Here is a 23,698-nt window from a genome sequence, read left to right on the forward strand (position 1 = left end):
TAATCGTCGCCCTGACACGCCGGTATAGCTCAGATGGTAGAGCAACTGACTTGTAATCAGTAGGTCCCGGGTTCGATTCCTGGTGCCGGCACCATACAAAACAAAGCCCCTGCAGAAATGCAGGGGCTTTGTTGTTTCTGCCCCCCTCTCCTCCCAGCTCCCCCCTCGCTTCTGCCCACAACCTCATTGGCTTTTCTGCATATCAGAGTGCCACCACGTAGCAAAACAGCAGTATCATTGCCACAGTGGTTCCCCTGCACTCCTTCTCGCGAGTACAGCGGCATACGGACATGGATGTGTCGGCCCTCAGGGCTTGCACTTATACGGATATTTTTCCCATGAGCTTCTGCCTCAACCCAGGCATCACGCATTTTCTTGCGGCTGCGCCCCATGCGCGCGGCTTTAGTGCTGTTCGTCTGCAATACCACGCAAGACCCCAGACAAGCGTAAAGCCACACCGACCCTGGATCAGGACGGTGAAGGCATTCCTTCACATCAAACAATCCAACGGGCATGCCGCCTGGCCTTGACGTTCTGTTTTCGAACATTGCTGCGCAGGTTCGAGAGATCGGGCCTTTGGAAAGCGTTTTTTCAAACAATCAGAAGACACCCAGGGGGTCTTGATCCCCTCGGGCCTGGAGCATTCGGCCATTGGCCGAAGAAAAATCCGTCAGTTTGACGGACTATGGAATGGGGAGATGGCATTCGGATGTTTTTAAATCATGTTTTGAGACCGACAGCGCTCGCCGTCGCGATTGCCGTTGGCCTTAGTGGTTGCGCCCACGTCGATCAGTACATGGGGCAGTCTTCCGGGACAAGCGCCTGCGTTGCCGGTGGCGCGGTGGGTGCGGTCCTGGGGGTTGCAGTCGTCGCGTTAACCAAGGGCGACGCCAATGCCTACAAGAAAGGTGCATTGATCGGCGCAGGCGCCGGGTGTGGCGTCGCGCTGCTGTACCGCGAGCGGGTGCAGAAGCTTCAGGCTGTCGCAAAAGAAGAAGGCCTGGTGATGCAGGTCAGCGAGTTGAATGCCAACGTCGCCCAGCCTGCGGCCACACCGAACGTGCAGTCCGTGGGTGTTGAAGCTCAACTGCAGTCATCCGAAATGTTTGCTGTTGGTTCCGCGGAGCTGACCACTGAAGGCAGGCGGAAACTGACGCGCCTGGCCGCAGCATTGGCCGACAAGCAACCAGCCCCCCAACAAACCCCTCAGACGCTCAAGAAGATTCTGGTGGTTGGCCACACCGATGCGACCGGTGCGGCTGAATTCAACCAGAAACTGTCCGAGCAACGCGCTCGTGCCGTGGGCCAGATCCTTGCGGATGCCGGTATCGCTCGCCAGGACATTTACTATCAGGGCGCCGGGGCGTCTCGACCTCTCGCCAGTAACGACACAGAGCAAGGTCGTACCGAGAACCGTCGCGTCGAATTCGTCGAGATCGACAACGAGAAATTGCTGGTTGAACGCGTCCGTAGCGAGCGCAGTAACGCCAAGTACCTGGCACATGGCACCGCGCCTGCGGCCAAGGCCAAACCGGCCGTGGCTAAATCGACCCCGGCCAAACCTGTCGTGACGGCGAGTCAACAGCCTGCGGTGCAAGTGCCACAACCGGTTGCCCAGGCGCCGGCCTCCACGACGGCTTCCCCTGCCAAATCAGCCATTGTTCCGCTGGGCGGTGAAGGAGGTGTCGACTTCGGCGGTAATGCTGTCACCGACACTCGCTCGATCCTGGCCATGGGCATCACACCCAAAAGCTCGCCCTTCTCCTTGATTGGCACCGCCAATGCGACTGCACCCTTGAGTTCATGTGTCGCCGACCTTCCCCGTATCGAAGGCCAAGTCAAGAACCTGGCCGATGACAAGCCGCTGAACGAGTTCGCGACCAACGAATTCTTCCCTGGCCTGACTGGCAAGCCCTGGGCAACTGCGGTCAACGGTCACTCCGTCACCGTTGGCCCGATTGCGGTTTTGCGTGACGACGCCAAGGTCGCTCAAGCGCCGAAAATGCAGTTCATCACCGACTACGCAACCCCGCAAAAGCATCAGAGTCAGCCATACCTCTCCGTCGCTAATACCTATGAAGGGGAGAACAAGATTCTTTATCGGGTGTTTGCCGTCGACCAGTCCAAGTCCCCAGTGACTTGCATGGACATCGTTTTCGACAAGCGTGCTGGCAGCGCCATCGCTGGCGAAATCTATTACCCGAAACAGGGTGACGCTTACGTCGCTCAGTTCACACCGAAGCGCCGATAAGTCTAGAGGGACACGCAATGCTCGAAATTTTCCGTTCGTTTTTCACCGCGTACTGGTACGTGATCATTCCGGTGGTCTTTACCGTCCTGCTTTCAATCCCGGTGATTGTCTACTGGTCGTCATTCAAGTACTGGCTTATGAAAGTCCGTATTCGCTTGCCCGGACTTGGCCGCATCAGTCACTGGGTCAAACATCCCGGTGAAAAGGAAAAGCCAAGCGATACCAACGCCAAGCCCATCGGTTTTCTTTCATCCGAGCTGGAGCTGTGCTCGTTCTACGATAAGTACTACCGGGAACATCAGCCCTCGGAAGCCAATTTCCGTCGCAGCCAGGACTACCTCGGCAAGATCCAGGAGGACGGCCGGCGGGAGAAAGGCCTTGGCCTGTGGACGCTGATCATCGTCCTGATGCTGATCGAGGCCACGGCCTTCGGTTTCGCGCTGGCGCCTTTTGCCCTGACACTGGCCACACCAAACACCGCACTGGCCGGCGCTTTCGCCATCGGCCTGGTGATCTCGATCATCGGTTTGTTCCTTTCCGAATTTGCCGGCCGCGCGCTCTACAAGAACCGCGTCGTCGACAACATCATGTCTTATGAAAACCTGCGCCGCACAGGCGCGGGCGGCGACATGATCAGTACTCACATCATCACCATCGACAACACCAACGACGACGATAGCTGCGCGCCCTATCAACAAATGCTGAACCGCGTAAAAGTGGACAAAGATGGCGACATGCCAGCCAAGCGCTTCACCATGCTGATCGGCTATGGCGTATTCATCATTGGTCTGGCGGTGGCCGCGTTTTGGGTCCGTACCGAGACGCTCAACGCTCAAGAATCCGACTTGATCGCCAATCCACCTGCAGTGATGCAGTCCGCAGATGACTTCCCGGCGGCAGACAACGTGCCGATTCCGGATGACATGAAAACCCTGTCCGACAGTGCCACCCACAAATCGGCTCAAGATCAGATCGATTCGTTGCACCGTGCATCGCTGGTCACCTTTGCCGTACTGAGCGGTCTGTTTATCTTTATCCAGGCGAGCTCGACGTACCTGGCCTTCATCTTCGGTTTTGCCGGCACACACTCACGCAAGGCCTGGGAACGGACGCACAAATTCTCCAGCGCCGACGACTTCATGCGTTACCACGCCAACAAAGCCCGTGGGGTTGCCAACGATGCCCAGGCCTCGCTGGGCACGTTGCAAGGTTTGCAAATGAAGGTGTTCCGCGTCGGCGGTAAAGAACTGGAAGCGCTGCGTTCGGACCTGTTGAACCGCACGTTCGAGTCCTATATCGCCCAGGAAGACGAAAAGAACGCAGCCAAGGCGCGCAAGAATGTCACCGACAACCTGGGCAAAGAAAGCCGCAAGGTCATTGAAAACTACTTCAAGAAGGTCGTGGCAGATCTGTCCGCCGCGATTGAAGCCGGTGACAACGCAAGGATCAACGACCTGATCTCGGTGGCCGGCCCTCGTTTCGAGCAAATCGCCGACAATGATCCGACGCTGGCAGATTTCAAAAAGCAGTTTGCCGGACTGAGCATTTTTAACGCCAAACCCAACGCGGCACCAACGACCGCCGCCGTTGTTGCACCGGTCGAGCCCCCCGTGGCCGAAGTCGCCCAAGCCGTTGAAGCAGCCCCGACGCCGACGCCGACTGCCGCACCTGCGCAGACAACCTTTGATCACAACGCCTTCGGCGACCTGACCGGCTACGAGGAAGACGACATCGACTACGTGGCCAACAAAAAAGGCGTGGACGCCGCCGTCATCCGCCGCGCCCGCAAACTCCAGCTACTCGACAAGTCGGAGGCTTAATGAAGTTCAAGAGCCTGATCCTGGCTCTGGCATTTGCCCCCGCTGCCCTCGTGGCAGCGGAGCGCAATGATGTCCCGAGCTGCTACGCCCAAGCGAAAATCGAGAACTTTCGCAGTGCACCTTCCGGCCGCCTACTGACCGTCGTTGTCGATCAGACAACGCCATTGACGCCTGACTTGCAAAAAACCGCCTGGGGCCACATCAAGCGCTTTATCCAGCCCGGTGACAAGCTGCGGCTTTACTCGTTCAGCGCCTACCTGGAAGGTCACTACACCCGTCTGCAATTCGCCGGCGAGCTTGAAAAACCGATCGATCCGGCCGTACTCGGCGACGTACCGATGATGGCCAGCCGAAAGTTCGATGCCTGCCTGAAGGGTCAGTCTGCTGCGTTGTACCAACGGTTCGGAAAGGCTTTTTCCAACGCAATGGGCAAATCCAGCTCGGACATTCCGCGCAGCGAAATCCTGTTCAGCCTGAAGTCCATCGGCGATGACATCAAAAATGCCGAAGGCGTGAACGAGCGGGTCATCCTGCTGATGTCCGACATGCTCGAATACAGTGACTTCGGCAGCTTCTACACCAACAACGGCATCCGCGAGATAAACCCTGCCGTGGAATTGGCGAAGGTCGAAAAACAGCAATTGCTGGCAGATTTTTCCGGGGCCAGGGTCTACGTTCACGGCGCCGCATTCGTGCCTACACAAATCAAGAACGGCTATCGTAGCGGCAAGATGATCCAGAACCTCGAAGGTTTCTGGCGCCGTTATTTCGAGAAATCGAACGCAGAACTCAAAGGCTTCGGCAACCCGGAATTGACGATCGCAGTCGAGTGATTACAGGGCCACCAGCGGACGGTCCTTTCACACAACCGCCTCTTGCCAGAGCTTGACCTGAGGCTTGAACAACTTCGGCAATCCGTCACCTGACATGAACAACCCGGCGTCTTGATACAGATGGATGAACGCCAGGAATAGAATGACAGGACAGGTTCCACGACAAAGCCCTCGCAGCAATACGAGGGCTTTGTTGTTTCTACCGCTTTAAAACCCGGGTCTTAGTGACCCGCGCTCTGACCACCATCGACGTGCAGGATTTCGCCAGTGACAAATTTGGCGCCGTCCAGGTACACGACCGCGTTAGCAATGTCATCGATCTCGCCCATGTGCCCGACCGGGTGCAGAGCGCCCAGTGCGGCGTGGGTTTCTTCGCCGTGCATCGGGGTCTTGATGATGCCTGGCGACACTGCGTTCACCCGAATGCCGCGCTTGGCGTACTCGATGGCCAGGGATTTGGTCGCCGCGTTCAGGCCACCTTTGGTCAGCGAGGCCAGTACCGATGGCACGCCGTCGATGGCGTGGTCCACCAGGCTGGTGGTGATGTTGACGACGTGGCCGCTGCCGTTTTTCTCCATCTCGGCAATGGCCAGCTGGGTGATGTAGAAGAAGCCGTTGAGGTTCACCGACAGCACGTTGGCGTAGTCTTCAGCGGTGTACGCGGTGAACGGCTTGGCGATGAAGATCCCGGCATTGTTAACCAGCGTATCGATACGGCCAAAACGTGCGATCGCTTCACGGATGACGCGCTGTGCGGTGGCCGGTTCGCCGATGTCGCCGGCCACAGTGAGGATGTCCGGATCGGTCGACGGCTTGATCGAACGCGAAGTGGCGACGATCTGGTAACCGAGTTCACGGAAGGCCTTGACCATGCCGTCGCCGAGACCTTGGGATGCGCCAGTGATGACAACGACTTTTTTCGAATTGCTCATGATGAACCTCTGCTGATAAATGATGATTTGAAAAAACAAGTAATCAGGCTTCGGCGGAGGCCGACGCCATTTGTCTCAACATCTGCTCGTAGTACTCGACCGATTGCGAACCGGACACCAGATGACGGTCGTTCAACACCAGGGCCGGGACCGAATTGATACCGCGCTGCTGGTAAAAAGCCTCAAGTTCACGCACCTCGGCGGCGTACGCGCCAGACGCCAACACCTCGCTCGCCTGTTCCTGGTCCAACCCGGCTTCTGCCGCCAACCGCGCCAGCGTCTGCTGATCACTCGGGTTCTGGCCTTCGCTGAAGTAAGCGCGAAGCAGGATCTTCTTCAGCGCCACCTGACGCCCTTGCTCCAACGCCCAAAGCAGCAAGCGGTGAGCGTCGAAGGTGTTGTAGAAGTGGGTGCGCTTCTCCAGGTCGAACTTGAAGCCGATGGCATTGCCGCGTTCGATCTGCATCGCTTTGCCATTGGCGACGTCTTGGGCGGTACGACCGTATTTGCGCATCAGGTGCTCGACGGCTTTTTCGCCTTCGGCCGGCATGTTCGGGTTCAGCTCGAAAGGCTTGTAGGTCAGCTCGACCGAAACCTCACCCGCCACGTTCTCGATGGCCTGCTCGAGCGCCGTCGCCCCCAGAGCGCACCATGGGCACACCACGTCGGAGACGAAATCGATGGTCACCGACGGCGTCATGACTGCCCCTCTTGCGCCAGTTGCTGGCGGTACTGAGTGGTGGTGATCCCGGCGTAACCCCAGTTATCGGTGTCGACTTCCTCGATCACGATGTGGGTCAGGTCTGGACGCTTGTTGAGGACACGTTCCAGTGTTTCAGTGATTTCCGCGATCACCTGAGCTTTCTGCTCAGTGGTCACGCCATCGCGGGTGATGCGCACGCTTACGAAAGGCATTGAGGAATCTCCAGTGACCTTCCCGTCGGGATGATGGGAGAGGCGTTGGAGCTCAATGTATGGCGTTCGCTGGAGGGGATAAAGGTGGGGATGGGAACATCATTAGTTACGCTGTGTAATTAGTAATTCGGTTCATAGACAGTGCTCTATGTGAAAAGGATTCCCGTCTGTTTTCCCCCGCTTCCAGGTTTCGCTCCGAAATCTCAAGGAAGGCCCCGCAGTAATGTGGGGCCTTCTTTTTCTGGAAGAGCCAAACGAAAAATCCCACACAACAAAAACACGTTTCCCACACAAGAAACCGAGCCGCCCTGCATTAATCCCGTATTCACTCATCCACAGTCCCGCCCTTACTAAACCAGCACAAGGGATGTGTGATGTTCAGCCCTGCCGACCCAGCCTCTTTTATCCAGGACAAACAGGGATTCAATCAGAACCTGCAAGTCCTTGAGTCCACCGGCAAGGAAGCCATCCGCCGACCTTTGCGCCTTGATCTGAAACGCAGCACCCACTGCACGCAGGTTAAGTCATGAAGCGCCTGGGAAGATTGTCCGCCGGTCCTTGCTGCGAGCCCGACAGGCTGATCGTCCAGGTGATCGGCACCGGCCATTCCAAAGACCAGCGCCTGGTGCTCTTCGACCGGTCAGGCATTGAACCGCTGCCGGCCCTGACCGATGAGGTGGATCGCGAAACGGAGCGTTTATTCAGCGTCCACTGCGAGCTGTTCGTGTGGAACTGGTACGCCCGGTACGAGCATCAGTTGTGGCTGGAAATTGCCACGACCCATGGGGCGCCCATTCGCCTGCCGTTGCTGGAGGACGTACGGATCACCCCGCGCCAACTGGATGCGCAGTGGAACCAGATCGTCCCCGTCGTGCCTTTCGTCGCGCTGCCCGGTGCGCGCAGCCGCCACGACCTCGGCACGCCGGTCCTGTGCCGCAGCGGCTTTGTCTATGTGTTTTACCGCGGGCGCCTGTGGCGTGAACTGGAAGTGCGGCAGGACGGCGAACGCACGACTTACCACGACATTGACGTGCCGATGTTTCGCGAAGGCCAGGATCTGTGCGACGACTACCGCCTGGCCAGGGGTGTCGCACTCAGCGACATCTGGCTGCCCGCCACCTGGAATCGGCAACCGGCCGAAGCGGTGCAACTGTGTTTCAGCGAGATCCAGCTCAGTGCTGCCCGCGTCAAACGCCTCGAGGAGGACCCGGAGTTACGCGCCCGGCGTTGTCAGAGCCCCACGTTGCCGTGCGACAGTCAGACGTTCGAACGGCTTTTCGACCCGCAGCCCGACGGGCAGGCGATGCTCGAGGCCTTCGGGCGCTTCAATGCGTGGGATGCCCAGGCGTCCGACAGCGCGACGAAAGCCAGCGTCACCTGGCGCAACCTGGCCGAACGCGCTTTTCCGCTCAGCCTGATCGCCCCGCAACGGGCACGCCAGAGCGGTTTCGAATATGGGCTGGAGCATCCGGGGCGTTACGTATGCGACCTGTCGGGGCAATTTGCCGCACAACGCAAATTCGAAGCCAGGCGCTGCCTGGCTCAGTGGGAGCAGGGCGCCACGCCGGATGTGCCCGCCACGTTCGAAAGCAGCGCCTGGGCCGACTGCCTCGCCACGCTGTTGCAGCGCTTGCAAGGAAAGACCCCGCCAGACGATGAAGCGGATCTGTGGCAACCCCAGCCCAGCGTCGTCGACGTGCTGGAGACCGCCCGCCAACGGCGCGTGTGCGGCGTGCTGCTGGAGGACCCGCGCTACCGTTTGCGGCACCTGCTTTCGCAGATCCGGCAGCAACAGCAATTGCTGGCGCTGTATGCCGAGCGCGCCAGCCTTTATCCCCACCACGCCAGCGCGGTGATGGTCCAGCAACTGATCGTGCCGGCCACCCTCGGCGGCCAGAAGAACCCGCTGCACGCCTGTTTCGACAAAGTGAAGGAGGCCGGGCGCCGCGACATCAACCGTTTCACCGCCAGCGCCGAGCGCGCCTTGATCTGGCAACAACTGAACATGGCGCAGGCGCTGCTGGCCGAGTGCCTGCAGCAACCGGTCACGCAGCAAACCCTGGCCGATCATTTGAGTCAGGACGGCTTTGACTACCTCGCCGCGCTGTTTGCCGTGAGCCAGACGTTCGCGGCCCTGGCCACGGTGCCCGCGCAACTCGATCCGTTGGCCAGCAACGGCGACGTCACCAACGCGCTGAGCGGCGTGAGTCTCTACAGTCCACGGGCCAGCGTCGGCCAGACCCTGCTCAACGACATCGCCCACGACCCGGCGCACCCGCTGCACCCGATGCTCTGGCCCGCCGTCGATGAAGCGGCGCTGGCCGCGCCCTATGTGCCACCCACCCAGACAAACCTCAACGAGGGCGATGGTCATTTACGCGCCGATGACCTCGCCGCATTCGAAAGTCACCCGGGGCCCTATTACCCGCAGGTCGACCACCTCGACGGCCACTTGCTCAAAGACCTGCTGGCCAGCGGCAGCCTGAACAGCACCCTCACCGGGCAATCGAAAGCGGCCGCCGGTAGCCTGATCGGCATCTACGAAAACCTCGCGGGCGCCCTGGAAACCGCCAGCAGCGCGGTGAACAAACCGTCCGGGCCACACACCGGCCAGGCCATGCCCGCCAGCACCTATCTGCACGGCCTCGGCGTGGGGCTGTTGCGCAGCCTGATGCCCAAGACCTTTGGCGACGCGCACTTCATCCAGCGGCGTGACGCCGACCCGCAGCATTACTACGTTTTTGGCCTGACCGATGTGCCGTCCGGCGATCAGCGGCCACACCGGGTGATGGGTCAGTACCTGGATGCCCAGGGCCGACCGCTGAAGGTGCGCGACGACGTACTCGACACCCCGTACGCCCTTCGCGAAACCCATCACACGCTGCTGGCGATCCCGCTGAAGCATCCGACGGCGAACAATCTCAGCGTGCTGAATCAGCGGATCAACGCGGTTTACAAAGCCGATGTGGAGGCGCGGGCGACGGGTGATGCGTACGTGAAAAGTCCGTTGCAGCGGGGCGTGGATGAGCATGTCGAGTCGGCTAACAGCCGGGTTCATCGCGTGCTGGGCTCGTTGCCGTTTGCGGCGGGGGTTTTGATGTTGGAGGTTTGGAATGTGAGGGTGGAGAACAATTCGTTCAAACAAACCGAAAGAGAGAAAGGATTCGGAAGAGCATTTCTCGGGATGGGCGGAGCAGCAGTTGATCTTACTATTGCGCTAGAAATGTTGACGGTAAAATTTGCCAGTACACAGTCTGTTTTAGCGGTTGGGCGAAAAGTGCTATTCAATATCCCTGTTGAGGCCGCTCAGAAATTTTTCGGCCGTCTAGCAGAACATTTAGCGAAGGAACTCACCGGACGCCTATTTGCACAAATGGCCAGTGGTCTGATTTTTTCGGGTATATGCCTGACAGATGCCTGGTTTGCGTGGAAATGGGGCGACGATGCCAGCTGGGGCTATCTGATGATGGCTGCGGGCGGCGCCATCAGCGCTCTCAGTAATTTGGTTGTTAGCGGCATCACCTTTCTCGGTCTGGGCCCAGGTGGCTGGGCAGCGCTGATATTGATCGTGATCGGTGCCGGATTGGCCTGGTGGCTGAGCGACAAGCCCATCGAAGAGTGGCTGGTCAATGGCCCGTTCGGCACGCAAGTTCATTCAGATAACGTGCACCTGCTGGATCCGCAACGTGGTTTTTATTACCTGATCAGTTTGTTTGCCGACATTCGCATCAACATAGGCCCCAACCCTCAATTCGTCCCTAATGCCAAACTCGACTTTCGCGCCAGGACACCTTTTCAAGTGATCTCGTCCAATACCTGCATTCGCATTGAAAGTAACTTGCCGGGCTTAATTGCAAACCTCGGCACCCTGAACATCAATGCCCACTGTCGACTTAATACCTTCGAACTCAAAGGTGGTCGCCTCAAAAGTGAAACGGTGCCGTTCACAAAACTGATCGATAGCCGCCTCGTTCCACCCAATGCCCAACGGCTGCTACCGCAGGGGCTGGAACTGTTTTTCAAAACCCCAGCGAGCTACGCCTTCGACCCGGTAACCGGCTCATCCGGCATCGCCCATCAATGGCAAGTCCGGGCTCAGTGTGTACTGGAGCAACTTAATCAACGCTGGCATTTTCCTGCGCCACCACCGAAGGATGGTACGCCGTTTTTTGCCACCCATATAAAACCCGATTTCGGCAGCGTGGGTGCACTCTACTGGGCAGACGAAGTGACAAACAGATCGCGGAATACTGATTCATGAGCAATACATCGTATTACGCCAAGACTGCTTATGGAGCGACGGAAGTTCCCCAACAAGAACGCTCTGCTGAGCGTTCATGGATCATGCGGCTTGCCAAGGTCAGATTACCTTGGGGTAGTCCGGATGAAATAGCGCCTGCGAGTTTTCTCGAAAAATTTTCGCCAAAGAAACTTCGCCTTCATGAAAAATCTAAAAAAGAACGTGAAGAGCAAATAGCCGCAGGGACCTATACTTCAAGCTCATTCGAACATGTCGATTTCCACGTCAGAGACGATCATGAATGTTTCAGATATGCACTTTTTTCAGGCGCATCACACTTCTGGATTTATTTGTACTCTATAGGGAAATTTTTATTTTGGTTTTCTTTGTTTATATTGCTTTCCATCTCCACTTTAATACTAATTAATGCCGAAGAGAGCTGGCAGGAGACGGCGCTTAATATCACAAAATATTCATCCATAACCCTTGGAATTCCATTGGGCTCCTGGGCAATAGGTAAGTTGGTAATAGATAAGTTCCCCAACCTCTGGATAAAACCCTCCCGAGGCCCCATCTGGGAGCTCAACCGCCGCACCGGCCTGGTCACGGTCTTCGACTACAAAAACAACGGTGAATACAAAAAGAACGGCACCATCGGTGAACTCACCGCGCCGTTCTACGAGTTTGACGCCTACATCGCCACGTCCCCGGACAGTCAGGGCATGCCGTTGAACGTGCTTTACCTCGCCCATCGCTACCGCAACATCATGATCAACTTCGGCGCGCTGCTGTGCCCCGGTCCCGACTTCCAACCGCCTTGCGCCCTGTGGGATTTCATCCAGAACTACATGGACGTCAGCCGCCCGTTGCCGGACTTGCCGCAGTACGAAGAATACCGCCACCTCGACCCCACCACCGCCGAATACGACCGCCTCACCGGCCGCAACCCGCGTTACTGGATCGACATGGATGATGCGACGTTCAAGCAGATCGTCAGCGAAATGCATCAGCGCGTCGAGGAAATCGATACGTTCGAGCGGCCGAACTTGATGGCCGGATACGTGACCTATGTCGACTGAGCGAAAAAATGTGCGGTGTACTGGAGGGAGCGCACCTCACTCCGGCAACAACTGAACATGGCGCCCCCGCTGCACCTGCACTTTTTTGTGTCTGCGATATCGCGTAATGGTGGCTGTACGAGCCCCCACAAAAAAGCCCCGAACCAGTCGGGGCTTCTCTTTGCGCTCAGCCTTGCATCAGGCTTCGATACCGCAATCGATCATCAGAAAATGTTGATCGGGTAATCCACGAACACGCGCACTTCGTTACCGCTGACGTTGTACTCGCTCGACTTCTGCGAAACACGCAGGACAGAGCTGCGCAGTTTCACGCTCAGGTCTTTGGCCGGGCCGCTTTGCACGACGTATTTGAACTGGTTGAAGATTTCGCGCTCAGTGCCGTCTGTGCTGGTGGAGGTGGTGATGTTGTCACCACGCACGTAGGCGAAGTTGTAGCTCAGGCCAGGAACACCGAAGGCGCTGAAGTCCAGGCCGTAGCCCAGTTGCCAGCTGCGTTCGTCTTCGGCGTTGAAGTCGGACCAGTAGGAGTTGGACAGGTAGATGGTGTTGCCACCGTCACCGACGCGACCTTGATCCTTCTGGTAGCCACCGTATGGGTAACCCAGGTTGCTGTCACCCGTGCTGCGCTGGTAGCCAAGGATGAACGAGTGTGGGCCGGTGGCGTATGTCGCCGCCAGGCTCCAGATCTTGTTGTCGTCGCCGGTGAGGTTGTTGTCGCGTACGTAAGAATCGTCCAGCTTGGTACGGTAGCCGTTGAAGTCCAGGGTCAGGGACTGATCCTTGTCGATCGGGAACACGTAGTTGGCGTTCACGTATTGTTTCTTCAGTACGTCTTCGACGTCGGAAGCGTACAGCGCTGCCTTGAATTGCTCGGTGAACTGGTAGCTGCCGCCCAACACGTTGATCGACTTCAAGCCACCGCTGTCACGGCCTTCAGCGCTTTTGCGCGATTCGGCGGTGAAGCGACCGGCGTTCAGTTCCAGGCCTTTGATCTCCTTGGAGGTGATCAGGGTGCCGGTGTAGCTTTCCGGCAGCAGACGCACGTTGTCGTAGCTCAATACCGGCAGGGCCGGCATCTGGTCGCCGTAGGTCAGCGTGGTGCTGGATAGGCGGAATTTGACGGCTGCGCCGCCCTTGGACAGGTCGTTAGCCGGTTGGCCGCTGTCACCTTTTTTGAAAAAGTCGATGCCTTGGGCGCCGCTACGGTCTTCACTGCGCTCCAGGTTAAGTGCGTACAAACCGAAAGCGTCCACACCCACGCCCACGGTGCCCTGGGTAAAGCCGGACGAGAATGTACCGATGGCCGCTTGGCCCCACTCGGATTTATCCGGGTTGCCGTCTTTGTAGTCACGGTTCATGTAGGCGTTGCGCAGCAGTACTTTGAGGCTGCTGTCCTCAACAAACCCCTTGGATTCGGCCTGGTCGTTAGCCATGACCTGTGAAGTGCTCAAAATCCCCAGAGCGATCAGGCTGATTCGCTTGTTCAACATTTTGTTTTCCTTATTACGGGTAGGTACGCGCTGTGTCGAACGGCTGAAATGGCACTTTCGCGCTCTTTTTTCATTTCGCAAACAAAAAAGCCCGCCCACGATGACTCGCGGCGGGCCTTTTTATTATTTTGGATTATGGCAGTCAGCCACAGGCGTTGGGCCGAATCGTAGCTGCGGCCTCAAGGGTGTGTCAATTTGATGAATCGTCTGTAATTAGGCAAAAATCGTCTAAGAAATGACTTTACTTGGCAGAAAACATCAAATGGTACAGCCATCGATTCGGCGGAAGGCACTTTTGCCGGCAGCGCCTGACGCAAGCGAGATGAATGTCCTGCGGCTTGCTTTCCAGGCCATGGGCCGAGGTCGATGAGGGTGCTTCGGACATAAAAAAACGCTGCCATGCCGGCAGCGTTCTTCGTTGATCAATCCGTTGTTTTTCTACTTATCCTTCCATCACATCCCACAACGCATCTAGCTCAGCCTCGCTGAACAAGCCAGCGGGGTAACGCTCGATTATCATCCGGCGCGGATCACTGTCTGCGATCTGACGCGTCCCATTGGACTTGAACCAGTGCGCCAGGATCTGGAGCGATTCGCTGGTTACTGCCAGGGGATGCAACGCCCGCTCGCTCACCACATTCACTTCGGCGTTCATTTCTGCGCTCTCTCCTGGTTTGTGAGCGGCCTGACTTTATCCAAGGTTTATGACAGAACAACTAAGTTCTCCCCCTCCCTGCATTGCACCATCACAGATACAAGAGCTATGCCAATGTGTGCAGGCAGCCGACAAGCGGATACAAAAAAGCCCGCAGTCCTGTAGGGCTGCGGGCTTGCCGTGAAGCTGGGCGCGAAAACGTTTGCCAGAACGAATTTGCAATCAACTCAAGCTGTTACAACTGCACTCACTCTTTGTGCGGCGCTGGCTGTTGTTGGGTAAGGCAGTGGATGTTACCGCCGCCCAGTAACAGTTCGCGGCCTGGCACCATCACCACTTCGTGTTGCGGGAACAGGCTCTGCAAGATCTCTTTTGCCGGCGCATCCAGCGGGTCGTCGAAGCTCGGAGCGATGATGCCGCCGTTGACGATCAGGAAGTTCACATAGGAACCGGCCAGACGAACAGTCGGGTTACGCTCCTGAGTGCCGTCCACCGGATCGACACCCGCGCATTCTTCCTCGGTCGCATACAGCGGTCCCGGAATCGGCATTTTGTGCACTGTAAAAGGGCGCCCCTTGGCGTCCGTGCTACTTTTCAGCACGTTCATCGCAGCCTGGCAACGCGGGTAGTTCGGGTCCTGCGGATCATCGGTCCAGGCCAACAATACTTCGCCCGGACGCACGTAACAGCAGAAGTTATCCACATGGCCGTCGGTTTCGTCGTTGAACAGACCGTCCGGCAGCCAGATGATTTTATCCACAGCCAGATGTGCGCTGAGCACCGCTTCGATCTCTGCACGGTTCAGGTGCGGATTTCGATTGCGATTGAGCAGGCATTCTTCGGTGGTGATCAGCGTGCCCTCGCCATCGACGTGGATCGAACCGCCTTCAAGCACAAAGCCTTCAGTGCGATAGCGCGGGCTGCGCTCGATCTCGAGGATTTTGCCACCCACCTGCGAGTCGCGGTTCCACGGCGAATACAGGCCACCGTCAAAGCCGCCCCACGCATTGAAATCCCAGTTCACGCCACGGACTTCGCCGTTGTCGTTGATGACGAACGTCGGGCCGGTATCCCGGACCCAGGCGTCGTCACTGGACATCTCCACTACGCGGATATTCGGCGCGTCCAGACGGGCACGGGCGTTTTCATACTGGCCGGCGGAAACGGCCACGGTGACCGGTTCAAAACGGGCGATGGCCTTGGCCACCGCCACGTGCGCGGCTTGCGCCGGTTTGCCGCCCAGGCGCCAGTTGTCCGGGCGCTCGGGCCAGATCATCCAGGTCTGGGTTTGTGGTGCCCACTCGGCCGGCATGTAGAAGCCGTCTGCGCGAGGGGTGCTGTTCATAGTCGTCATGGCAGTCAGGACTCCAGGGATCCGTCGAGGGTTTTGATAGCACCATACAGGTTAGGGCGGCGGTCGCGGAAGGAGCCCCACGCGCTGCGTGTATGTTCGAGTTTTTCGAGGTCGAAGGTGTGAACCAGAATGCCTTCTTCGGTTTCGTTGAGTTCTTGCACCTTCTCGCCGAACTGGTTGGCGATGAACGACGAACCATAAAAGGTAATGTCGTAGCCATCTTGCTCTTCGTTGCCGATGCGGTTACTGGCGATCAGCGGCATCAGGTTTGCGCCGGCGTGCCCCTGTTGCACGCGTTGCCAGTGATCGCGGGACGAAATGGTCTTGTCGTGGGGCTCGCTGCCGATGGCGGTCGGGTAGAACAGAATTTCCGCGCCTTGCAACGCCATGCTGCGCGCAGCCTCGGGGAACCACTGGTCCCAGCAGATGCCCACGCCGATTTTCGCGTAACGGGTATTCCAGACCTTGAAGCCGGTATCGCCCGGGTTGAAGTAGTACTTCTCGTGGTAACCAGGACCGTCCGGGATGTGGCTTTTACGATAAATCCCGAGGTTGCTGCCGTCAGCGTCGATGATCGCGATGCTGTTGAAACGAGCGCGGCCGGCCAATTCGTAGAAGCTGATCGGCAGCACCACTTGCAGTTCCCTGGCGACTTTCTGGAAATGCTTGATGGCGACGTTGTCTTCGACCGTCGTGGCCAGCTGCAGGTAATCCGGGTTCGGCTTCTGGCAGAAGTACGGCGCCTCGAACAGTTCCTGGATCAGGATGATCTGCGCGCCTTTGGCGGCGGCTTCACGGACCAACCGTTCAGCGACTTCAATATTGCCTTCAAGGTCCCAGGAACAGGCCATCTGAGTGGCGGCGACGGTAACGTTACGGCTCATGAATCATCTCCGGGCAAGTGCGTGACGGTCGGGCATGGTTTATCCACGCCCTGGCATTGGCGACTTTATAGCCGATAAAAATCGGCTTTAAAAGTGACAAATATGCCTTACGTCTAAAAATACACACTTAAACCCGATAACAATCGAACTTATGCCACCATTCCTGTGGAAACGAGCTTGCTCGCGATGGCGGTGTATCAATCAAAAAATCCGTGACTGACACGACCTCATCGCGAGCAGGCTCGCGCCTACAGGGGTATGGAATTACAGCCCCTCGGCGAGCACCTTCGAAAGCATGTCGACAAAGAAATCCACGCTGCGGCGCGAAGTGACCATCGGCGGTTTGATCTTGAGGACGTTCAGGAAATCGCCCGTCGGCTGCATGAAGATGCCCAACTCGCGCAAACGATCGCACAGCGCGGTGGTTTCCTCGGTCGCCGGTTCCAGGGTTTCGCGGTTGCGGATCAATTCCACGCCCAGGTAGAACCCGGAACCGTGCACCGCGCCCACCAGCGGATGAATGTCGATCAGCGCTTCCAGACGCTCCTTGAAATATCCGCCAACGACCTGAGCATTTTCCCAGAGTTTTTCCTCTTCCATCACATCCAGCACCGCCATGCCGACCTGGCAGCTCACCGGACTGCCGCCGGCGGACGAGAAGAAATACCCCTCGGCTTCCAGTGCTTCGGCGATCTCCCGGCGAGTGATCACCGCCCCCAGAGGCTGGCCGTTGCCCATGCCTTTGGCCATGGTGATGATGTCCGGCACCACGCCCTGCTCTTCGAAGCCCCAGAAGAAATGACCCATGCGCCCGTAACCGACTTGCACTTCGTCGGCGATGCACACACCGCCCCGGGCACGAACCATGGCATAGACCTGCTTCAGGTACCCCGGCGGCAGCGAAATGCCACCGGCATTGCCGTACACCGGCTCGCAGATGAAGCCGGCCAGCTGGCGTTTTTGTTCGGCGATTTTTGCCAGGTTGTGTTCAACGCTGCGCACATAGTCCGGCGCACTGTCCGGGCCACGGAACTCGCCGCGATACGTGTTCGGTGCCGTCACCGGGTGCACCCAGTCCGGACGACTGCTCAAGGCTTTCGGGTTGTCGGCAATCGAGGTCGAGACCGCATCGGCGCCCACCGTCCAGCCGTGATAGGCCTCCAGCACGCTGAGCATGTCGCGGCCGCCGCTGTAGGCCCACGCCAGGCGGATCGCCAGGTCATTGGCCTCGCTGCCGCTGTTGACCAGGAACACGCGGTCCATGGAGTCCGGCGCCAGCTTCAACAAGCGCTCGGAAAACTCGGCGACTGCCGCGTAGTTGAACCGCGAGTTGGTGTTGAGCAACGACCACTGGCGACTGGCGACCGCTGCCATGCGCGGATGGCCGTGCCCCAGCACCGCGACGTTGTTGAGCATGTCGAGGTAGGAGCGGCCCTGCATGTCGATCAGGTGGTTGCGCCAGCCGCGTTCAATGCGCGGCGGGTCGACGTAATAGTGTTTTTGCGTGCGGGCGAAACTGGCGTCGCGACGGGCCAACAGGGTGTGTGCGTCGAGTTCGGCTTCAGCATCGCAGGCCAGCCCCAGCAGCGCCGCCGGTGACGGGCACAACGCTTGCCAGGCGGCGGCACGTGAAGGCGTGCAGAACAACGGTGCCGTCAACGATGCACCACGGGCCAGTTGCACGATCAGCGGCCCGCTGACCGTACCCAGCACCTGTCCTTTGACCAGCGCCGCCCCGGTATGCAGTGACGGTGTGACGCCCTGGAGCCGCACGCTCAGTTGCGGGCCGTCGAGTTGCAACACGCCAGGCGACGGTTGATGGATCATGCCGGCAAACGGCGATTCGACCGCCGTGCCGTCGGGTACGCGCAATTCGACGTGCAACGGACAGGTGTCCGGTTCGATGGCGCTGTCCGGTCGGGTGCGGGACAAGCGGTATTGCCCGTAACGACTGGCCGCCAGGCCGTGGGCGGCGGCCGCTTCGTCCAGCAACCGCTGATCCACGCCCTCCTGCTCCCAGTTACCGGCGTCGAAATGCGGGCTGAGCACCCCCAGATCGATCAAGGCAAACTCGCGACCGACCAGGCTTGGCAGCAGCGGCGCGAAGCCTTCGCTGCCAATTTCCGGCAGGTTCTGGCCCACCGACGTCAGGATCGCCGCTTCCATCAAGGCCAATGGCACCGACGTGGCGACGCGGAAAATTTCCCACTCGTGAGTCAGGTTGTCACGACTGTAATCATTGCCCGGATCGATGCTGACTTGCTGCTCACCACTGAGCACCAACACCGCCGCACGAGCGACGATCAGCGGCCACAACGCCAGCAGTTCTTCATGGGTCAGCGGATTGACCGCGTGATAAGCCTGCACCGCCGGCAAAATGCAGAACGGGTCGCCATCGGCGTGATGCAGCAACGCCGCGCAGGTCACCGACAGGTCGGTGATGCGCCAGGTGCGGATCAAATCACCGAAATCGATCACGCCCTGCAGCTGCCAGTGGCGTTGCGCATCGCGCTGCCACACCACGTTATCGTCGGTGATGTCCATATGGATGGCCTGCACCGGCAGCTTGTCCACCAGTGGCTGCAAATGGCGTTCGGCCTGCTCCGCCGCTTCGGCGATCAACTGGCGCTGAGTGTAGTCCTGGATCACCGGCAACAAATGCGCGATCAACGCCTGAGCATGGCGAGCGTCCCACTGCAGGGTGCGCTCCAGCCCCGGATGATCGAAAGCCGCCAGCGCCAGGTCCATCTCGCCGCACAAGCGACCGAAACCGGCCACCACCGTGCGATTGAAATGGTCCAGATGGGTCAGGGACTGGCCTTCGATGTAGTCCAGCAAGCGCACGTGTACCGCTTGGCCACCGACTTCCAGCGTCAGCAGGTCCGCACCATTCTTCGCGGGAATCACCCGCGGCACGTGCACGTCCGGGTGTTCGCCCAGATGTTTGAGCCCCGCGTGCTGGGCTTGCAGTTCCAGCGCCGAATAGTCGCCCCGGCAGATTTTCAGGACGAAACGGCCCTGGTCGCTGTCAACGCGGTAATTCAAATCCTGCTGGCTGCCAAGGGCCTGCAACCTTCCGCCGAGCCCGTAATGCTCCTGCAACAGCTCATGCGCTTGCTCCGCAGACACTTGCGGACTGGGCAAACTGGCGCGATGAATCAACGTGGCGAGCGGCATACAACGACCCCTGAAATATTATTAGGCGCCTATATCGCCACTGCTTGGGGCGATACGCAACCCCCTTCACCCGTCTGACGACGGGCCGGCCGGGTAAACGGAAAAAGAAAAATGACGCGCCACTCGTCTTGAACAAGACTCTACGCAAGAATGTCGACCATCTACGCCTAGCACTGGAGAAACACCATGAATGTAGTCACCACCGACCTGCCCGGTGTTCTGATCATCGAACCCAAGGTGTTTGGTGACGAGCGGGGGTTCTTTTACGAAAGCTTCAACGCAAAGGCTTTCGAAGAAGCGACCGGCCTGAACACACCGTTCGTTCAGGACAATCACTCGCGCTCGCAAAAAGGCGTGCTTCGTGGCCTGCATTACCAACTGCAAAACACGCAGGGCAAGCTGGTTCGAGTCACGGCCGGTGAAGTGCTCGACGTCGCCGTGGACATCCGCCGCAGCTCGCCGCATTTCGGAAAATGGGTCGCGGTGCGTCTGTCCGCCGCCAATAATCGCCAGCTCTGGATTCCTGAAGGCTTTGCCCATGGCTTCGTGGTGTTGAGCGACTACGCCGAATTCCTCTACAAGACCACCGACTACTACAACCCGTCGGCCGAGCGCTGCATTCGTTGGGATGACCCGGACCTGGCCATCGACTGGCAACTGGACGCCGCACCGCAACTGTCGGCCAAGGATAAGGTCGGGGCATTGCTCAAGGACGCCGAAGTATTTGCCTGAAACCCGACCTGAAGCTTCACCGCGCAGGCGCACCTGCCCCCAGGTGCGCAGACTGCGCCCGCAAGCCTAGGCATAATGCGCCTGTACCCACAGGCGCTCGATGCTTATGACCCCGACCCTCCCCCGCAGACCTCGCTGGCGCAGCCTGGCGCTGCTCGCCTTGTGCCTGGCGCCGTTGTTGTGGCCGCTGGAGCATCTGGCCGAGCGCTATTACCGTAGCGAGCTGGCCAGCCAGAACCGGCAGACCCTCGATCTCTATGTCGCCAACCTGCTGGGCACCCTGCATCGCTATGAGGTACTGCCGCAGATTCTCGGCGATCTGCCGGCCCTGCGCGCCGTGCTCGGTGCGCCGGACGACGGCGTCACCCAAGGCAACGCCAACCGCCTGCTGAAGAACATCAGCGCCCAGACCGGGGCCGAAGTCATGTACCTGATGGACACCACAGGCAAGACCCTGGCCGCGTCCAACTGGGACAAGCACGACAGCTTCGTCGGCCGTAACTTTGCCTTCCGTCCGTACTTCAGCGAAGCCATGGCCGGCCGGCTCGGGCGCTTTTTCGGGCTGGGCACCACGTCCGCCAAACGCGGCTACTTCTTCGCCGCGGCGGTGCGTGAGGGCGAGAAAATCATCGGCGTACTGGTGGTGAAGGTTGATCTCGACCACACCGAAAGCCTGTGGGGCAAAACCCCGGAACAGTTGCTACTGACCGACCATAACGGCGTCGTCATCATCACCTCGCGACCGGAATGGCGCTTTCGCGCGACCCGTCCGCTGAACGATGAAGAGAGCCAGGCGATCACCGCGATCCAGCCTTATCCGACGCGCGAGCCCAAGCCCTTGAATCTCAACCCCGACGCCTGGCTGACCCAGACCCAGTCGATCGCGGAAACCGGCTGGGACGTCAGCATTCTCGCGCCGCGCACCCTGATTGACCGCCCGGTGCGAACGGTCGTCGCCATCGGTGGCGCGACGCTGTTGGTGCTGATGCTACTGCTCGGCCTGATGATGCAGCGCCGCCGCCATTACCTCGACCGAATCGCATTCGAAGCCAAGGCCCGACGCGAACTGGAAGCCCGGGTCGCCGAGCGCACCAGCGATCTGGAAGGCCTCAACCGTCGACTCAAACAGGAAGTGCTGGAGCGCGAACAGGCCCAGCAGGAACTGGTGCGCGCGCAGGACGATCTGGTGCAGGCCGGCAAACTGTCGGCGCTGGGCACGATGTCGGCGAGCATCAGCCACGAACTCAACCAACCGCTGGCCGCGATTCGCAGCTACGCGGAAAACGCCGAAGTACTGCTCGATCACCAGCGCACCGACGACGCCCGGAGCAATCTCAAATTGATCAGCGAATTGACCGGGCGCATGGCCTCGATCATCGCCCATCTGCGCGCCTTTGCCCGCCGTGATCGCCACGCCCCGGAAAGCGTCGCCCTGCAACCGGCGCTGGACGACGCCCTGGCGTTGCTGGCCAAGCGTCGGCGCAGCATGGAGGTCGAACTGATCCGCGATTTACCCGCCGCCACCCTGTGGGTCGAGGCCGGGGAAACCCGTCTGCGCCAGGTGCTCGGCAATCTGCTGGCCAACGCCCTGGACGCCCTGACGGAAAAAGGCCCGCCGCGCAAACTCTGGCTAAGTGCCCAATCCACCGCTGACGGCGTCCACCTGTACATTCGCGACAACGGCCCCGGCTTTTGCATGGAAGCCCTTGGCCGCGCCAGCGAGCCCTTCTACACCACCAAGACCCGCACCCAGGGCCTGGGGTTGGGGCTGGCGATCTGCGAAACCCTGATGCGCGCCTTTGGCGGTGAACTGTCGTTCGCCAACCACAAGGAAGGTGGCGCATTGATTACCCTGAAGCTGCGCGCAGGCGCACCGGGTGTGAGCCTGCAACCGTCCGAGGACCGAAGTGCATGACCATCGACAACCGCATCCAGGTCGTGTTGATCGACGACGATCCCCACCTGCGCCAGGCCTTGAGCCAGACGCTGGATCTGGCCGGCCTGAAAATCCTGCCGCTGGCCGAAGCCAAGGGCCTGGCCGCACAGCTGGAACGCGACTGGCCGGGCGTTGTGGTCAGCGATATCCGCATGCCGGGCATGGACGGCCTGGAACTGCTGACTGAACTCCACGCCCAGGACCCGGAGTTGCCGGTGCTGCTGATTACCGGTCACGGTGACGTGCCACTGGCGGTGCAAGCCATGCGCGCCGGCGCCTACGACTTCCTGGAAAAACCTTTCGCCAGCGACGCCCTGCTCGACAGTGTGCGCCGCGCCCTGGCCTTGCGCCGACTGGTGCTGGACAACCGCAGCCTGCGTCTGGCCCTGAGCGACCGCAATGAATTGACCACCCGTCTGGTCGGGCAGTCGCCCTCGATCCTGCGCCTGCGCGAACAAATCGGGGCCCTGGCGGCGACCAAAGCCGACGTACTGATCCTTGGCGAAACCGGGGCGGGTAAAGAAGTGGTCGCGCGGGCGTTGCATGACCTGTCCAATCGGCGTAGCGGTCCGTTCGTGGCAATCAACGCCGGCGCACTGGCCGAATCGGTGGTCGAAAGCGAGCTGTTCGGTCACGAGCCGGGCGCCTTCACGGGGGCGCAGAAGCGTCGCATCGGCAAGTTCGAATTCGCCAACGGCGGCACGCTGTTCCTCGATGAAATCGAAAGCATGAGCCTGGATGTGCAGGTGAAGTTGCTGCGTTTGCTGCAAGAACGGGTGGTCGAACGCCTGGGTGGCAATCAACTGATCCCGCTGGACATCCGTATCATCGCCGCCACCAAGGAAGACCTGCGCCAGTCTGCCGATCAAGGGCGTTTTCGCGCCGACTTGTATTACCGACTGAACGTCGCACCGCTGCGTATTCCCCCCCTGCGCGAGCGCGGCGAAGATGCCTTGATGCTGTTCCAGCATTTCGCCGATGAAGCCAGTGCCCGCCATGGCTTGCCGCCCCACGAGCTGCAACCCGGGCAACGCGCGCAGCTGTTGCGTCACACCTGGCCCGGCAATGTGCGCGAACTGCAAAACGCCGCCGAACGCTTCGCCCTCGGCCTGGAGCTGGCACTGGACAACTCAGGGCTGCAAGACACGGCCGGGGCGCCGCTGGCGGTGGTCAGCGGTGGCCTGAGCGAACAAGTGGAAAACTTCGAAAAAACCCTGATCGCCGCCGAACTGGCGCGCTCGCACAGTTCGCTGCGCAGCGTCGCCGAAGCCTTGGGCATTCCACGCAAGACCTTGCACGACAAGCTGCGCAAGCACGGCCTGAGCTTCGCCGACAGCGGCGTCTCCAGCCACACCGACGAACTCGATTGACCCACTGTCTAATCATCCACTTCAAACATG

Annotated in this window: 17 protein-coding genes and 1 tRNA gene; 10 read left to right on the forward strand and 8 right to left on the reverse strand. The window is 59.4% G+C overall.

What is annotated here, in order from left to right; genetic code table 11:
• The first annotated feature begins 18 nt into the window (after window positions 1-18).
• The 4 genes from BLV61_RS13900 (at window position 19) to BLV61_RS13915 (ending at window position 4,904) form a co-directional block, all read left to right on the forward strand.
• Window positions 19-94: transfer RNA gene (locus tag BLV61_RS13900), tRNA-Thr, on the forward strand.
• Between the two features lie 615 nt (window positions 95-709).
• The gene (locus tag BLV61_RS13905) at window positions 710-2,251 is read left to right on the forward strand and encodes an OmpA family protein (RefSeq protein ID WP_167361797.1); all 1,542 of its coding nucleotides are present in this window, start codon (window positions 710-712) and stop codon (window positions 2,249-2,251) included.
• A gap of 17 nt (window positions 2,252-2,268) precedes the next feature.
• Window positions 2,269-4,071, forward strand: a complete 1,803-nt coding sequence (locus tag BLV61_RS13910) for a hypothetical protein (RefSeq protein WP_090465794.1) — start codon at window positions 2,269-2,271, stop codon at window positions 4,069-4,071.
• Window positions 4,071-4,904: a hypothetical protein gene (locus BLV61_RS13915; protein ID WP_047536280.1), complete on the forward strand. Its 834-nt coding sequence runs from the start codon at window positions 4,071-4,073 to the stop codon at window positions 4,902-4,904. Before BLV61_RS13910 ends, BLV61_RS13915 begins: the two co-directional genes overlap by 1 nt.
• A 221-nt stretch (window positions 4,905-5,125) precedes the next feature.
• On the opposite strand, the gene BLV61_RS13920 is transcribed toward BLV61_RS13915, so the two are convergent.
• From BLV61_RS13920 to BLV61_RS13930, 3 genes are read right to left on the reverse strand one after another with little or no spacing between them, the layout of a single operon-like run.
• The gene (locus tag BLV61_RS13920; RefSeq protein WP_047539192.1) at window positions 5,126-5,836 is read right to left on the reverse strand and encodes an SDR family NAD(P)-dependent oxidoreductase; all 711 of its coding nucleotides are present in this window, start codon (window positions 5,834-5,836) and stop codon (window positions 5,126-5,128) included.
• Window positions 5,837-5,879: 43 nt separating this feature from the next.
• Window positions 5,880-6,536: a DsbA family oxidoreductase gene (locus BLV61_RS13925; RefSeq protein WP_047536278.1), complete on the reverse strand. Its 657-nt coding sequence runs from the start codon at window positions 6,534-6,536 to the stop codon at window positions 5,880-5,882.
• Window positions 6,533-6,751 (reverse strand): tautomerase family protein, encoded by a 219-nt coding sequence (locus BLV61_RS13930; RefSeq protein WP_008058469.1) that lies wholly within the window; start codon window positions 6,749-6,751, stop codon window positions 6,533-6,535. Before BLV61_RS13930 ends, BLV61_RS13925 begins: the two co-directional genes overlap by 4 nt.
• 374 nt (window positions 6,752-7,125) lie before the next feature.
• Here BLV61_RS13930 and BLV61_RS31315 point away from each other — a divergent pair, with 374 nt between their 5' ends.
• Genes BLV61_RS31315 through BLV61_RS13940 form a run of 3 tightly spaced genes read left to right on the forward strand, consistent with a single transcriptional unit; the run spans window position 7,126 to window position 12,070 of the window.
• On the forward strand, window positions 7,126-7,281 hold the full coding sequence (locus tag BLV61_RS31315) for a hypothetical protein (RefSeq protein WP_161793945.1): 156 nt from the start codon (window positions 7,126-7,128) through the stop codon (window positions 7,279-7,281).
• Window positions 7,278-11,012 carry a toxin VasX gene (locus BLV61_RS13935; protein WP_090465798.1) on the forward strand — a complete coding sequence of 1,245 codons (3,735 nt, stop codon included), beginning with the start codon at window positions 7,278-7,280 and terminating at the stop codon, window positions 11,010-11,012. Before BLV61_RS31315 ends, BLV61_RS13935 begins: the two co-directional genes overlap by 4 nt.
• Window positions 11,009-12,070 (forward strand): hypothetical protein, encoded by a 1,062-nt coding sequence (locus tag BLV61_RS13940; RefSeq protein ID WP_244159876.1) that lies wholly within the window; start codon window positions 11,009-11,011, stop codon window positions 12,068-12,070. Before BLV61_RS13935 ends, BLV61_RS13940 begins: the two co-directional genes overlap by 4 nt.
• A 203-nt stretch (window positions 12,071-12,273) precedes the next feature.
• Here BLV61_RS13940 and BLV61_RS13945 read toward each other — a convergent pair whose 3' ends face one another.
• The 5 genes from BLV61_RS13945 to BLV61_RS13965 form a co-directional block, all read right to left on the reverse strand.
• Window positions 12,274-13,560 carry an OprD family porin gene (locus tag BLV61_RS13945; RefSeq protein ID WP_090465801.1) on the reverse strand — a complete coding sequence of 429 codons (1,287 nt, stop codon included), beginning with the start codon at window positions 13,558-13,560 and terminating at the stop codon, window positions 12,274-12,276.
• Between the two features lie 442 nt (window positions 13,561-14,002).
• A complete protein-coding gene (locus tag BLV61_RS13950; protein ID WP_047536271.1) occupies window positions 14,003-14,215 on the reverse strand; it encodes a hypothetical protein in 213 nt (70 codons plus the stop codon).
• A 247-nt stretch (window positions 14,216-14,462) separates the two neighbouring features.
• Complete coding sequence (gene aguA, locus BLV61_RS13955) at window positions 14,463-15,569, reverse strand: agmatine deiminase (RefSeq protein ID WP_090465805.1); 1,107 nt, start codon at window positions 15,567-15,569, stop codon at window positions 14,463-14,465.
• A 5-nt stretch (window positions 15,570-15,574) separates the two neighbouring features.
• Window positions 15,575-16,453 carry an N-carbamoylputrescine amidase gene (gene aguB, locus BLV61_RS13960; protein ID WP_090465808.1) on the reverse strand — a complete coding sequence of 293 codons (879 nt, stop codon included), beginning with the start codon at window positions 16,451-16,453 and terminating at the stop codon, window positions 15,575-15,577.
• Window positions 16,454-16,717: 264 nt separating this feature from the next.
• Entirely contained in the window at window positions 16,718-19,630 is a 2,913-nt protein-coding gene (locus BLV61_RS13965) for an aminotransferase (RefSeq protein WP_090465811.1), read from the reverse strand.
• Window positions 19,631-19,816: 186 nt separating this feature from the next.
• Between BLV61_RS13965 and rfbC the strand changes: the two genes are divergently transcribed.
• From rfbC to BLV61_RS13980, 3 genes are all read left to right on the forward strand, one after another.
• Window positions 19,817-20,362: a dTDP-4-dehydrorhamnose 3,5-epimerase gene (gene rfbC, locus BLV61_RS13970; protein WP_047536265.1), complete on the forward strand. Its 546-nt coding sequence runs from the start codon at window positions 19,817-19,819 to the stop codon at window positions 20,360-20,362.
• A gap of 106 nt (window positions 20,363-20,468) precedes the next feature.
• Window positions 20,469-22,277 (forward strand): sensor histidine kinase, encoded by a 1,809-nt coding sequence (locus tag BLV61_RS13975; protein WP_047536263.1) that lies wholly within the window; start codon window positions 20,469-20,471, stop codon window positions 22,275-22,277.
• Window positions 22,274-23,668, forward strand: a complete 1,395-nt coding sequence (locus tag BLV61_RS13980) for a sigma-54-dependent transcriptional regulator (protein ID WP_090465814.1) — start codon at window positions 22,274-22,276, stop codon at window positions 23,666-23,668. The genes BLV61_RS13975 and BLV61_RS13980 overlap by 4 nt, the downstream gene beginning before the upstream one ends.
• The last annotated feature ends 30 nt before the right edge of the window (window positions 23,669-23,698 follow it).

This window comes from Pseudomonas mohnii (assembly GCF_900105115.1).
Lineage (GTDB): Bacteria > Pseudomonadota > Gammaproteobacteria > Pseudomonadales > Pseudomonadaceae > Aquipseudomonas > Aquipseudomonas mohnii.

What these genes read in the sequence shown, in the direction of transcription:
- aguA (WP_090465805.1), bottom strand. Translation starts at nt 15,569, where the DNA reads ATGACGACTATGAACAGCACCCCTCGCGCAGACGGCTTCTACATGCCG.
- BLV61_RS13915 (WP_047536280.1), top strand. Translation starts at nt 4,071, where the DNA reads ATGAAGTTCAAGAGCCTGATCCTGGCTCTGGCATTTGCCCCCGCTGCC.
- BLV61_RS13930 (WP_008058469.1), bottom strand. Translation starts at nt 6,751, where the DNA reads ATGCCTTTCGTAAGCGTGCGCATCACCCGCGATGGCGTGACCACTGAG.
- BLV61_RS13935 (WP_090465798.1), top strand. Translation starts at nt 7,278, where the DNA reads ATGAAGCGCCTGGGAAGATTGTCCGCCGGTCCTTGCTGCGAGCCCGAC.
- BLV61_RS13910 (WP_090465794.1), top strand. Translation starts at nt 2,269, where the DNA reads ATGCTCGAAATTTTCCGTTCGTTTTTCACCGCGTACTGGTACGTGATC.
- BLV61_RS13975 (WP_047536263.1), top strand. Translation starts at nt 20,469, where the DNA reads ATGACCCCGACCCTCCCCCGCAGACCTCGCTGGCGCAGCCTGGCGCTG.
- BLV61_RS13965 (WP_090465811.1), bottom strand. Translation starts at nt 19,630, where the DNA reads ATGCCGCTCGCCACGTTGATTCATCGCGCCAGTTTGCCCAGTCCGCAA.
- BLV61_RS13920 (WP_047539192.1), bottom strand. Translation starts at nt 5,836, where the DNA reads ATGAGCAATTCGAAAAAAGTCGTTGTCATCACTGGCGCATCCCAAGGT.
- aguB (WP_090465808.1), bottom strand. Translation starts at nt 16,453, where the DNA reads ATGAGCCGTAACGTTACCGTCGCCGCCACTCAGATGGCCTGTTCCTGG.
- BLV61_RS13950 (WP_047536271.1), bottom strand. Translation starts at nt 14,215, where the DNA reads ATGAACGCCGAAGTGAATGTGGTGAGCGAGCGGGCGTTGCATCCCCTG.
- rfbC (WP_047536265.1), top strand. Translation starts at nt 19,817, where the DNA reads ATGAATGTAGTCACCACCGACCTGCCCGGTGTTCTGATCATCGAACCC.
- BLV61_RS31315 (WP_161793945.1), top strand. Translation starts at nt 7,126, where the DNA reads ATGTTCAGCCCTGCCGACCCAGCCTCTTTTATCCAGGACAAACAGGGA.
- BLV61_RS13945 (WP_090465801.1), bottom strand. Translation starts at nt 13,560, where the DNA reads ATGTTGAACAAGCGAATCAGCCTGATCGCTCTGGGGATTTTGAGCACT.
- BLV61_RS13925 (WP_047536278.1), bottom strand. Translation starts at nt 6,536, where the DNA reads ATGACGCCGTCGGTGACCATCGATTTCGTCTCCGACGTGGTGTGCCCA.
- BLV61_RS13905 (WP_167361797.1), top strand. Translation starts at nt 710, where the DNA reads ATGTTTTTAAATCATGTTTTGAGACCGACAGCGCTCGCCGTCGCGATT.
- BLV61_RS13980 (WP_090465814.1), top strand. Translation starts at nt 22,274, where the DNA reads ATGACCATCGACAACCGCATCCAGGTCGTGTTGATCGACGACGATCCC.
- BLV61_RS13940 (WP_244159876.1), top strand. Translation starts at nt 11,009, where the DNA reads ATGAGCAATACATCGTATTACGCCAAGACTGCTTATGGAGCGACGGAA.